The sequence below is a fragment of the Bacillus sp. FJAT-28004 genome, assembly GCF_001280845.1.
Classification (GTDB): domain Bacteria; phylum Bacillota; class Bacilli; order Paenibacillales; family Paenibacillaceae; genus Pristimantibacillus.
In genome coordinates this window covers 18,443-31,134 of the sequence record NZ_LGHP01000004.1, presented here as the reverse complement: position 1 = coordinate 31,134, position 12,692 = coordinate 18,443, and the positions used below count along the sequence as shown (strand labels likewise).

At 42.8% G+C, this 12,692-nt stretch carries 12 protein-coding genes; 8 read left to right on the top strand and 4 right to left on the bottom strand.

Going from position 1 to position 12,692, the window contains the following annotated elements; translation table 11 throughout:
- Window positions 1-70: 70 nt before the first annotated feature.
- Both AC787_RS30090 and AC787_RS30085 read left to right on the top strand, forming a co-directional pair.
- Window positions 71-1,087 (top strand): Gfo/Idh/MocA family protein, encoded by a 1,017-nt coding sequence (locus AC787_RS30090; RefSeq protein ID WP_054029033.1) that lies wholly within the window; start codon window positions 71-73, stop codon window positions 1,085-1,087.
- Between the two features lie 597 nt (window positions 1,088-1,684).
- Window positions 1,685-2,290, top strand: coding sequence for a YdcF family protein (locus AC787_RS30085; protein ID WP_321166191.1), 606 nt, complete (start codon window positions 1,685-1,687; stop codon window positions 2,288-2,290).
- 430 nt (window positions 2,291-2,720) lie between these two features.
- Here the strand turns inward: AC787_RS30085 and AC787_RS30080 are convergent, their stop codons facing one another.
- Complete coding sequence (locus tag AC787_RS30080) at window positions 2,721-3,362, bottom strand: NAD(P)-dependent oxidoreductase (protein ID WP_054028680.1); 642 nt, start codon at window positions 3,360-3,362, stop codon at window positions 2,721-2,723.
- Between the two features lie 139 nt (window positions 3,363-3,501).
- Between AC787_RS30080 and AC787_RS30075 the strand changes: the two genes are divergently transcribed.
- Window positions 3,502-3,846 (top strand): winged helix-turn-helix transcriptional regulator, encoded by a 345-nt coding sequence (locus AC787_RS30075; RefSeq protein ID WP_054028679.1) that lies wholly within the window; start codon window positions 3,502-3,504, stop codon window positions 3,844-3,846.
- Window positions 3,847-4,721: 875 nt separating this feature from the next.
- Window positions 4,722-5,006: a hypothetical protein gene (locus AC787_RS30070; protein WP_054028678.1), complete on the top strand. Its 285-nt coding sequence runs from the start codon at window positions 4,722-4,724 to the stop codon at window positions 5,004-5,006.
- A gap of 315 nt (window positions 5,007-5,321) precedes the next feature.
- Here the strand turns inward: AC787_RS30070 and AC787_RS30065 are convergent, their stop codons facing one another.
- The 3 genes from AC787_RS30065 to AC787_RS30055 form a co-directional block, all read right to left on the bottom strand.
- Window positions 5,322-6,248, bottom strand: coding sequence for an acetamidase/formamidase family protein (locus AC787_RS30065; RefSeq protein WP_235561168.1), 927 nt, complete (start codon window positions 6,246-6,248; stop codon window positions 5,322-5,324).
- Window positions 6,249-6,874: 626 nt separating this feature from the next.
- Window positions 6,875-7,831, bottom strand: coding sequence for an ABC transporter permease (locus AC787_RS30060; RefSeq protein WP_054028677.1), 957 nt, complete (start codon window positions 7,829-7,831; stop codon window positions 6,875-6,877).
- The gene (locus tag AC787_RS30055; protein ID WP_054028676.1) at window positions 7,824-8,744 is read right to left on the bottom strand and encodes an ABC transporter ATP-binding protein; all 921 of its coding nucleotides are present in this window, start codon (window positions 8,742-8,744) and stop codon (window positions 7,824-7,826) included. Before AC787_RS30055 ends, AC787_RS30060 begins: the two co-directional genes overlap by 8 nt.
- Before the next feature lie 475 nt (window positions 8,745-9,219).
- On the opposite strand from AC787_RS30055, the gene AC787_RS30050 reads away from it, so the two are divergent.
- The 4 genes from AC787_RS30050 (at window position 9,220) to AC787_RS30040 (ending at window position 12,202) form a co-directional block, all read left to right on the top strand.
- A complete protein-coding gene (locus tag AC787_RS30050) occupies window positions 9,220-9,504 on the top strand; it encodes a hypothetical protein (RefSeq protein WP_054029030.1) in 285 nt (94 codons plus the stop codon).
- A 1,063-nt stretch (window positions 9,505-10,567) separates the two neighbouring features.
- A complete protein-coding gene (locus AC787_RS34250) occupies window positions 10,568-10,738 on the top strand; it encodes a hypothetical protein (protein ID WP_161807590.1) in 171 nt (56 codons plus the stop codon).
- A 131-nt stretch (window positions 10,739-10,869) separates the two neighbouring features.
- Entirely contained in the window at window positions 10,870-11,043 is a 174-nt protein-coding gene (locus AC787_RS34245; protein ID WP_161807589.1) for a hypothetical protein, read from the top strand.
- A 142-nt stretch (window positions 11,044-11,185) separates the two neighbouring features.
- A complete protein-coding gene (locus AC787_RS30040; protein WP_054028674.1) occupies window positions 11,186-12,202 on the top strand; it encodes a phosphotransferase enzyme family protein in 1,017 nt (338 codons plus the stop codon).
- Window positions 12,203-12,692 lie beyond the last annotated feature (490 nt).

Sequence of the window (12,692 nt, the reverse complement as noted above, 5' to 3'; positions counted from 1 at the left end):
GTCGAATGGTTAGGTGAGTTAGCTGATGTATTTGGATATTCCAGGTGATCATCAAAATGGAGGAGAGCGGATGAAGAAGCTACGTTGGGGTATTATGGGGTGCGCCCAAATTGCCGCAAAGGCGTTTATTCCGTCTGTCCAGGCCTCGGACATTCATGAGATCGCCGCTGTTGCAAGCCGTGATGAAACAAGAGCTCGGGCGTTTGCGGACGCTCACGGCATACCGAATGCCTACGGCAGCTATATGGAGCTGCTTGCCGATCCGAACGTCGATGCGGTCTATATGCCTCTGCCAAATCATATGCACCATGAATGGACGATCCACGCCGCTCGGGCAGGCAAACACGTGCTGGTCGAGAAGCCGATGTCGCTGTCGGAGCGCGATGCGGTAAAGATGGTCGAGGCATGCGAACAGTTCGGCGTTCACTTTCAGGAGAACATTATGTACCGCTGCCATCCGCGCTATGACCGGGTCAAGGAAATTATCTGTTCTGGCGAGATTGGTATGGTTAGGGCCGTTCACGGCGTCTTTACGTCAGACCGTACCGCCATGGAGCGCGATATCCGGTTCCGTCAGGAGATGGGTGGCGGCAGTCTGTACGACATCGGCTGTTACTTGCTCAGCGCCGCCCGCTATGTACTGCAGGCGGAGCCGGTGGCCACGACAGTGCAGGCGTTTTTTTCACCGGAGCATGATAGCGTTGATATGATGGCCGCCGGCCTCGTCGAATTTCCGGGTAACGTGGCAATGACGTTCCAGTGTAGCTTATGGGCGGACTTCGCCAATACGCTGGAAATCCGGGGCACGCACGGCACGATCCGGCTGCCGTCGGCATTCACGCTGCGTGGCGACCTGAGCCCCGACATTGAGGTCACTGTGAGCGGCGAGATGCGGACGGAGCCGTTCGATCGCGGCAACCAGCAGTTATTGCTGCTGAACCGATTCGCGGGGGCGGTGCTTCACGGAAAGTCGGAGCCGTTCAGCCCATGGGACGGCGTACGAACCATAAAAGTAATCGAGGCATGCCTTGCATCCGCGCGCGAACAGAGACGGGTGGCAATCGAACCTCTTGAAGGAGGCGCCTGAGTGGCGTCTCCTTTATATTTTCCTGGACATGCTCAGCTGTTCAAGGAGATGACGGCGAAAGGACACTAACGGAGAAAAGATAGAAAGACTGAGTAAATGACGGGGAACTATAGTTTAATAATCACCAAGACGAGGCTGACGATATATAACGGCAGCCTCGTTGAGTTAATGGGTAGATTAGTTTAATAAAGCTAGTAAAAAATCGAGTGTCTTGAAGGGATTATTTATTCACAACCATAATGTTACAAATACATCAAATTCTGATGTAATGGTTATATGAGTTATGATCTTCATATTACTAAGGTGGAGCATTGGATAAATAGTGAAAAAAAACCTATAAAGGATGAAGACCTAGAGAAGGTTTCTGATCTCTTAGACACATATAAGGGAGTACCTTTTCTGCCTCAAGGTGGTAGGCTTATTATAAGTGGTGCTGACGAAGGGAAACGATAGTTGTATAAAGACACGACGGCAGCCTATCAAATGATGATAGGCTGCCGTTTTCTCAAGTAGCTGGAATTATCGTTAATAACTCAAACAGATGATATAAAATAAAATTGGGATTTAATAGGAAAATAGAGAGGGAGGGACGTTTTTTTGTTTAACAATCATGTTGGAACTGCAGCATCGTTGAAATATCCGTTTGATTGTCTTACAGATTTGATATTTGTCACTGAAGAAGAGATTATACCAGCGGATATTATCCTGGTTCCTGGTGGGAGTCATACTAAACCAATGAAAATTGCATCGGAGTTATTCCATTCAGGGATGGCAAGTTACATATTACCTTCAGGTGGCTATAATGTGAAAATCGAAAAAACAGAATGGGAGTTTCAAAAGGAGATTGGCATATCTTTAGGCGTCCCGGAAGATAGAATACTTAAAGAAGATCAAGCGAAAAACACATTCGATAATGCAAAAAATTCCTGGAATGTTATCATGGAGCAGCAAATTGAAGTAAGACGTGCCATATTAGTTTGTAAGTCCTTTTTCTCAAGGAGGGCACTGATGACTTATCAAACCGTATTCCCTCCGAACGTAACCTTCCAAATTAAGCAAGACGATTTACGTTATAACAGAGAAAACTGGTTTCTTGATGAAGTTGGAATAAAAACAGTTCTCACAGAAGCTGAAAAAGTAACGAAATATTTTGGACATCATATTCCTAACTGGGTCCGTCAGAAGGAACAGGTATTAAGCTAACGGGACACGATAGTTCAATAATAAAAGGGCTGCTGAGAGGTAGCCCTTTGTTCAACTAACGGGCAGAATAGTTTAAGATCAAACGCGGTGAACCGTACCATAAGTAGGGACAAGTTTTTTGGGCTGCAAAGCCTTCCATCTGATCGTCTGTCCGGAGCAATAGCGACGTGGTTGTTGAATTTTGAGACGGGCGGCAAGTTAAGAATCGATCATAGACCGATAAATTAAAACGCTCTGAAATTACGTTTATGCAGAATGTTCTTTGCGCATTCAAAGCCCAACCCTGAATTTACTCCCGTAATAATGACTGTTTGAATAAGGATTCTCCTCTTCCAACCTAATTCATATTTTTAAAAAAATACATGGACTACCCCTATCTTAGCACTTGTTGTTAGGCTGACATTTCCATGCAATGCCAGCCTGGCTTCCTTTACTCGGCTTCCCCGGCAAGGGTAAAGCGTTCATTGATATGCCGCGGCTGTTCGATTTCATCTATCACCGCAATGGCAAGGTCTGCGTAGCTGATGTAGCTTTGACCGCTGCTGTTTGAGACAAGATGATCTTTTCCCGTTTTGTAAGAACCCGTTCTTTTTCCTTTCGGGTCAAAATAAGCAGCCGGACTGAGATAAGTCCATGTGATTGTGTGGGTATTTTGCAATTCCTCAAGCTGCTTAGCCGCATTGACGGCCGTTGGAATAATGGCAGCTGGGAAATCAGGCGTGTCCATCAGTTTTGTTGTACTTTCTTCATCAACAAAGAGGCTACCGGCGCCTCCCACAACGATCAACTTTGTATTGGGGGCTTCTGCAAGTGCCTGAATCAAGACTTTCCCCGATTCAATGTACAGATGTTCTTCCCCAAACGGTGCTGCATAGGTGCTTACCACAACGTCAAGGTCTTTAAGATCGGATGCCGTAAGAGTAAAAACATCCTTTTCAATCACCCGGACGTTGGGTTTAGTAATTTTTGAGGCATTTCTCACTAATGCGGTGACGGTATGTCCTCTGTTCAAAGCTTCCTCCATTATAAGATTTCCGGTTTTCCCGTTTGCGCCAATAATTCCGATGTTCATTGTCTATTCCTCCATTGTAGTGATTGATATTGATTAAAGTCATATACTATACTAAAGTATGGGTTCTACTTTTGGTAGTAGTCATTATTTTGTGATATAGTCTTATAAATATGACCATCAGGAAGGGAGAGGGCTAGATGTGGCAAGATCGTCATTTCAGGGTGAAATTCCCGTCGAACAAATTGAGGTTTGCCCAGTAACGGATACGCAAAACATCATCGCCGGTAAATGGAAGATCATTATTCTGTGGCATTTAAGAGAGACCAGGCGATTCGGTGAGCTGCAGCGGCTAGTGCCGGGAATTTCAAAAGGCATCCTGACCAGTCAACTGAGGGAGCTGGAAAGGGACCAAATGGTGCATCGAAAAGTTTATCAGGAGGTTCCGCCGAAAGTGGAATATTCCCTGACGAGTGCTGGACATAGCTTTATTCCCATACTGGAGAGTATGGGCGAGTGGGGCAAGAAGTATCATAAGAAGGGATAGCCGCTGCCAGCGGCTTTTTTTTGGCGGGATCGTTGTTGTCCAAGCGGTATGAATCCGGCGGAATACCAAGGATCCGAAATCTTACGAAATGAGAGTAAGGATGTAACATCGCATGCCTATAAAAGCGAGATGTGGATACCTGTTAAGAAAAAAGACTGAATGATAAGACTGGCCATCCCTAAAGGGTAGCCCTAAAACTTGCCGTTACAGATAACGCGGTGAACCGTATCATAAATAACCGCTATGCTAACGGGACACTATTGTTGAACAATCAAGAAGCAGTTTGCTACGGCAGCTGCTCTTTTTCTTTATTAAGCTAACGAGCAGGATAGTTTAAGATGTTTTGAAACTTACTCCCACTGATATGCGTCTTAATTATGTATGTAAATATTTAGAAACACTGCTTTTACAATAATGTTAATTGGGCAGCAAAAAATGTATTTGATTCAATGATGATTGTTAAAGCATTTTTATGGAGTATTTATAAATGTAAAAGAGGCGGGGGATTAATTCTGTGATATGGTGTTACGTATGAGAAAAACTATATTATTTTTTCTTGTATTCGTCTTAGCATGCTTATTTATGATATTTATGTACATGAGACACTTCTCGCTCATTAAAACTCTGGTATGTATAGTTGTAATTACTTTTTTAACTGCTTTTATATCCAAGAAACTTAATCATACAGATATATTAGTTATTTTGGCTTCTATACTAACGGCATATTTAGTTTCAGAATGGGTTTGTGACCGTTATATTATGTTCCCACTTTAGGCAACCGCTGGGCGTTGAGATAACATGCAGTTTAGTTTTATTAGAATAAAAAGGAATTTGAGAAAGACATAGTTATAAAATTAAATGAGGGAGGGATTAAAATGAATGCAATCAGTCGTTGGATTGTTTTTATTTGTCTAGCTTTCATTACTGTTTTAATGTTCAATAAAGGATTAGATTTACGGTCTCTGGGAACAAAAGTTGATGGTGATGGAATAGGAATTTATTTTCTAGGCTTAGAAATAAATTCTCGAGTTCCAGCAGATAGGATTCCAACATATGCAGACGGCTTCTTTGTTACGAGTATGATTTCTATGTTAATAGCCATTACTATTTTTTTTTGGAAATCCTTTATAAAGTTAAAAGGTAACAAAACGACAAGTTAATTTCTGATATAGTTATTACGCTAACGGAGAACGATAGTTCAACATCGAGAGGGCTGCCACTTGGTAGCCCTTCGCTCAACTAACGGGGAACGATAGTTCATAAACACGATGAAACGGCGGCCTTCTTAAAGGTTGCCGTTTTCTCAATTTGCGGGATAGCAATTCTGAAAGACAAGGACGTCTGTCGCGAGTCAAGAACATTGTCCCATTCCCGACCGAGTGGGGTGACAATCTGGAACCGTCGTAAGTGGACCCGCATATATGGTGGTATGAGAAGAAGGGGGCTTTCCGCCACCTCTTAATCGATTGAGCGAGCTAGGATTTGCGAACAGGTAAATATGCTTTTGAAATTTTACAGGCGATACTGTAAGCGGGATTGAACACGTTGGCCACCTCATATTCAACGACTTGGCCGAGAAGCAGGCTTGCTTCATTTACCGAGAGCCCATAGTCTTCGACTAGCAAGGAGAGCATTTCTGTGGTTGCGTACTGAAGTGCTTGTTCGAGCGGTCTGACGTTGCCGATGCAAGTCAAGTGAGTGTCGGACTCCACCCTCGGCCATTTTATCGTCTTGCCCTTATGCACCCGGACGGAAAAACGGACGTCTAACGATATTTCTATGCCAGTGCCGACGATTTCGCCGCATCCCTGTGTCGCATGTCCATCGCCAAGATAAAAAAGCGCGCCTTCCGTAAACACTGGAAAATAGGTAGAGACACCGGCAACTAACGCTTTGTAGTCCATATTACCGCCGTAATTGCCGCTTGTCGCCGTTGATATGGCCTGACCTTGGGAAGGGGCTACGCCAAAACAGCCGAGAAACGGACGGACCGGCAGGTTCAGGTATTCTAAACCGGGTGTCGGCTTCTCTAACCGCGCTATACCCTGCGCTGCGTCCACCTGCCAGCGGGTTAATTCCGGAGCAGGCAATGTTCTAGCCGTCAGCGGATTGACTACGTTAGGCGCAAGCACATTGTATGTCCATCCCCAGTTCCGGTTTGGAGTCATTGATTCCAGCTTTACCTCCAACACATCACCGGGTTGCGAGCCTTCCACGTAGAAGGGACCCGTCATCGGATTTCCTCCGGGGGCAACTCTTTCTCCTATGTGATTCCATCCTCCTGCATCGATGGTAGAGGTTATAATCGTGTCGCCGTCGTTTATAACTAGTGCCGGTTCATAAGATCCAAAATTGTTGTAATACAGCTGCGGTTGAAACGTATGTATGGCCACTTCATTCACGGCCTTTCCTGAAATGTTTATAGTAATAATTCCACCAAACCTAATACATACGAGAATATATTTTGCAACTGGCCACACGAGTTGCGAGACGGGTCACAAGCAATTAAGTCCGGGGTCAGCGATTTTAATTTCGTGAATTGGTTTAACGGCAGTACGAGAGACTAACAATCTTAACATGGTAAATTATATCACTGTATACAGGAATTTGATACAGTGTAGGGAATGGGATCAAGTTCTTGTCACTAATGGGATCAAGAATGCATACCGATTGCCGGTTACAGAACTTCATTATGCTAACGGGCAGGTTAGCGTAACCTTTTATCGCAGATAGCGTCTAAATTATTACATATTCAGGATTCATAAACGAGGTGAGCTAATAATAGAATGAAAAAACGAATTTTACTTTTTGTTGGTATTATTGTTTTCGCGGCAATTATCGGTGGTATTACATTGCATAATTTTGCTAAAAATCTAGGCGAAAGTTACAATCAAATAGGTTAATGGGAAAAGAGGACTTACAAATCCTGGCGTTAAGCTAACGGGTAACGTTAGTTGAATTAAAACAGAAGAACCTCGACACAGCTTCTTGCAAGCAGTGCCCGAGGTTCTTAGTATTGGAATTGCCCTTAAGCGGCGACGTCGCGTCTCGTAAACAGTAGCCAAGCTAAGAATTGGAATACGATGTAGTAGGCGACAAGTATCATAATCGAGAACGTCAACGTCATTTCCGGTCTTAGCGGCGACGCGCCTTGCATGTATTGCGTCAGGTCGATGTTGGAGAAGAGCAAATACTTGACCCAGCTATAGCCGCTGAGAAGCGCCGATAACGTATTGCCGACCAGCATGAACAGAAGCGAGAAGGCTATGGCCATCGAAGAGCTGCGAAACGCGGACGAAATCATGAAAGCCATCGTTACGTACATGAGCATTGATACGATCGAGAAACCGTATTTCTCCAACGAATTCAAGAAATAGGAACTTTCTTGGATAACGCCGCCATCGGTAATCGATATTTTCGCTTGGCTTGTTCCTTCGAAGCCTTCGAGAATACCTCCGGCCGCGTAAGCAGACGCAAAAGTCAATATGAGCAGCAGAAGCGCGAACCCAAGCGTGGCGATGTATTTGCTGATCATAATCTTCGTGCGCGAAGCCGGACCGACAAGCAGCAGCTTGATCGTGCCCCATGTGAATTCGGCCGCAATCATATCGGCAGCGATAATGACGGTTAGAATCGTCGCTAAAATAATTAAGTATGATGATGTATCTACATAATTCCACAATGACAATTCGTTAGGATTTATATTTTGTTCCAAATAATATTCATTGAGCTTGATTTCGTTAGCGAAGTATGTTTTGTCCTCTTCCGAGAGTTCTTTGTTTTCTTGAAGTTCCTGCTGCATGTTGCTATTCCGTTCGGTCAGGTTGTTTTGCCAGTCGATCGTATTATTTTGGCTTGATTCCCACTTCATGATGCCGCTCATCAATGCGATTGTTAAAACGAGGAAGGCGATCATAAGCCATGTACGAGGACGACGATATATTTTCATATTTTCGTTTCGAATTAGATTAGACAGACTAGACAACCATCTCACCTCCAGTAATTTCCAAGAACTGTTCTTCAAGCGACTTCTGCGCCGCTTGAATGCCGAGCACGTCAATCTCCGAGCTTACAAGCAGCCTTGTAATATCGGGGATGGCAGCTTTGTCAGCCGCAATTTCGAGCTGATTGCCTTTCACCGTAATGCGGGTTGCATCGAAGATAGCGGATAGCAGCTGCTGAGCGGCAAGTAAATCGCCGACTTCGATAACGATCTTTGACTGTATCGAATCGCGAGTTTCCTGCAGCGAGCGAATATCGATGAGCTTGCCGGCTTGTATTATCGCAACCCGGTCGCACATAAGCTCCATTTCGGATAGAAGATGGGAAGAGACGATGACGGAGATGCCTTCTTCTCTCGTCAGCTTGCGCAAATAATCGCGCAGTTCTCGAATGCCCGCAGGGTCGAGCCCGTTTGTCGGCTCATCAAGGATGAGCAACGATGGACGATGCAGAATCGCTTGGGCCACGCCAAGCCGCTGCCTCATGCCGAGAGAGTAACGCTTAACCTTCTCGTGAATACGGTTCTGAAGTCCGAGAAGCTTAACGACCTCATTGATCCGTTCCTTCGTAATGCCTTTATGCCGACGGGCAAAATGAACAAGGTTTTGATAACCGGTCAAAAATTTATACATTTCCGGATTTTCAACGATCGCTCCTACATGCGTCATGGCAAGCTCGAAGTGCTCGCGGACGGATACGCCTTTAATTAGGGCCTCGCCCTTCGACATCGATATCAAGCCAACAATCATTCGTATTGTTGTCGTCTTGCCGGCACCGTTCGGTCCGAGAAATCCGAATACTTCGCCTGCGGGTATATCGAAACTAAGATTGTCGACGATCTTACGTCCGCCAATCGATTTGGTCACGTTGCGAAGCTGCAAAACGGCTTCTGTCATGCTAAAACCTCCTAGTATTATCGTACATACGAACTATACTGGAAGTTGCTTTGTCATAAAATAGACCTTTGATCAGGATTTCCCCCCTGCTTAGGTCGAGTATGAACGTTTTTCAAAGCATTTTTTAAACAAATACTTAAAAATATGCGTGATAATACAACTAAGGATTATTTACAACATAATGAGGTATCTCTCGAATTTGAACAGGAGGGTATAGGTGCACTGGTGTCGATAGCTCTATGCGGTGAACAGAATCATAAATTGAGGTTTTGATCATTACCCTGACTAGACAAAACCCGAAAGATGATCACTTTTTCTAAAGTGTCTATCTATCGGGTTGCAGTTCAGCCACGGCAGCTGCTCCTTGGTTTTATTAATCTAACGGGCAGGATAGTTGAGGATTAACCATGAATACTCCATTTTCAAACAAATGTAATGCGAAGTGAGGAGAGCTTATTTGGAAACTGATTGCTGGATTCCATTAATAAATTTTGAAGACGACGGGAAGATTTGGGTAGGGACAAAAGTAAGGTTATATAATGTGGGATTTAACGTGAAGGATAAGTCTCTTGATTATTACGACTATCTGGTGTCGAATATCTATGAAAACAAAGACTATTTCCAATTAACTAATCTCTCGCAAGGAAAAGCTGGAAATTTCATTTGTGTTATGAAAAAGGACAGTCCAAATCATTATGCTTTAGGTAAGTCTCTAAAGGAAGTGATGGAATTAGAAAATACGTATTTGCTTCTGGAATAACTAAATGCCTTCTTAGACCAACAAAATCAATCAAGTTAACGATAGTTCAACAAATAAGGAACAGTTTGCTGCGGCAGTTGCTCCTATCTTCGTTAAGCTAACGGGCAGGATAGTTCCAATATATGGTATGTTAAGGTAAGGGATTTGAATAAGGGGGGACAATGTTGAGGGAAATAAAGCATCCCGTTAAGAGTCCATCAAGGATTAGTACCATTATAGGCATGATTGCTATTATATTGAGTCAATCTATTCTTGTATTGAGATCATGGGATCAGAGAGGTGTATTCTACGCTTCGTTAACAGCGGTTGTTCTATGTTTAGTTGTACTGTTACTCGCATTGTACAGATCATTTTTCAAGAAACAAACGGAGTTATGCCTATCCAGTGAGCAAATCATATTAAATGGAAATATAATTAATTCGAGGGATATTAAAGTGATTATGACCAGAGGGTACTTTAAACCTGTTATCGGGATATTACCTTACAGGAGGAAAATCGTCCCAGCGGATATGGCATTTAGGTATTCAAAGGATGAAGATAGAGGTATCTCGGATTTAAAGAGTTGGGCAAAAATGAATAATGTAAAGATGGTCAATAAATCGTTTCAAACGTGGATATAGTTAGTAAAATGTTTAGACTGAGGCAAGATAAACTTATTTTTGTAACTGAAAAACCAATCTCGCTGGCTCTTATACTTTACCGTGTTGAGTGAGCATCATTATTTATCATCGTAGGCTCAGTAATGCCATTCAACAAACGGGAAACGTTAGCTCAATAAAACAGTGGTAGTCTAGGAATTTATTTTCTCGTCCACGACTAGCGCTGTTTTCATAGTTATGGCAAAAGTACTTTGGCACAGTAAGAACGAAATGGCCCAAATTAAGTGTAGACGCTAATGTCATGGCTTCTTTTTTCAATTCAGCACGGGAAGGGAATGACTTATTATTTTATCCTCGAAAATGGAGCTATACAGTGTATGACACCAAATACTGTCGGGTGACAAGAACATTATCTCAGTAATGGCCGCGTAGATCGCGGCTTTTTGCGTTATGGGATAAAGTTCTTGTCAAATTTCAATGACAAGAACTTGATCTCATTCCCGATAAACGTCATTGACAGCGTTATTCCCGTTCGGGAAACTCAGGTCATCATACTGCATATTGAAGTAGCTCTGGTTCACTTTCGGATCAGCCAATTCACGCTCCAATTGGAGAATGCGACAAACGGCAGCTGACCAGAAAATCAGCTGCCGTTTTCATTAAGCGAAAGCGCAGGATATCGCGGAAATAAGTGGAATTTTATATGGTAGGTATAGGTTTTAAGCATTCACGAATGGAGCGATTAGATGATCGGGAGAACCCGTAGGTGACGCGGATTCCCGTCTCGTTCGTGCTTTCTTCCGAGCCGGTATCGTGGCTGGAGGTGCCGAGGCGCTTCGAGAGCATGATTGTAAAGCAGCTGAACAAGCTGGGCGGGTATTTTCTCGGAAACGCTCATTACGGAGGAGAGCCCCTTGTTCGAGCCGGACGGATCGGATGAGGATGTGCTTCTGAGAGAGGGCGCTGCTGGACAATTACCTGGAAAGCGGTCAGCAGGAGGCCTTCCGTCAGGTGGTCGCCGAAATTTTCGATTGAAAAAATTATGCAACTACTTAAATTATGAATGAAAGAAGGTATAGAAGATGATACGTGAAATTAAAGAGCAATTCACTGAAGAGATCCTTACCGAAGCAATAAAGCGATATGACATTAATAATGACACCGTTCGTTTATTGGGCGGTTATGAAAGCTTTGTTTATGAATACCAGAAAAACAATGCATTTTTCATATTAAAAATCTCACATACAATTAGAAGATCAAGAAATAATATACGGGGTGAAATTGAATTTTTAAATTTTTTGTCGAATAAAGGACTGGCAGTTTCAAATGCTGTTCCATCGACCAGGGGTAATATGGTTGAAGAAATTGCTGCAGAAAATGGTTTGTTCCTAGCCATTTCATACGAAATGTCTCTTGGAAAAGAAGTGTCGGATGAAGATTGGAATGAATCGCTTTACGAAAAATGGGGCGAATTTCTAGGGAAAATCCATCATGCCACAAAGGGTTATGAATGGAGTAATCCGGCGTTTAAACGACAAGCCTGGGACCAAGAAGTTCAATTAAAGGCGGAGAAATACCTGCGACCTGATGATGTAATGATTTCAATTCTAAAAGAAAGATTAACAAAACTTACTTCTCTGCCCAAGTCCAAAGATACATACGGTTTGACTCATACTGATTTTCATCAAAGTAATTTTTATCTGCATAACGGAGACATTTATTTGTTCGATTTTGATGATTGCGGTTATACGTATTTCGTAAACGATATTGGGATTACATTGTATTATGCACTTTCTTATCCGTTTAAGGAATTTGAAAATAAAACGGAATATTATAAATTGTTTTTCCGCCATTTTATGAAAGGATATCTGAAGGAAAATACAATCCAAGAAGAAGAAATAGTATATTTACAAGATTCTATTAAACTTCGTCATGCATTGCTGTATATTTATTTTCATCAAGCAAACGATGTGTCAAATTTGGATGAAGAATCAATGAACTGGTTAAAAGAGCTTCAACGAGTAGCCGCTTCTGATGACCCTATGCTGCCGATTGATTTTGTTCAAGAATTTAAAAGCATTTATAATAGTATTCATTAACCTGGGAGCATCGTATTTTACTAACATGCTCGCGGCTGTAATCGAATTGGAAAAGGGTACAAGATCGGGACGAGGCCTGATACCTTACAACGAACAATCAGACCGACAAAACGTACACAAACATGAATGATAAATCCGGCAATCGAAGAGGGTTGGTTTGACATCGCTTGGCCTTTACGTTGGCGGTACCGGAGCACAGTATTCAAAGAAAAAGCAATTCGGATTTAATCCGAATTGCTTTTTTACTGCAAGAAAGGGAACTAATAAAAAGACAGAACGAAAATCGAGCTATATGGTGTATGACACTAATGTCGGATGACAAGAATATGTACCGAATGCCGAAAAAGGCCAAGAATGTATACCGATTGCTGATATGCTATTTATAAAGTGTTTGGCTTATTTCAAAATAAAATCAAGACTCGACCTTTGTTATGCTGGGCATTCAGCTCTAACGGGAAACGTTAATACAATAAAGTGATTAAACCCTTCC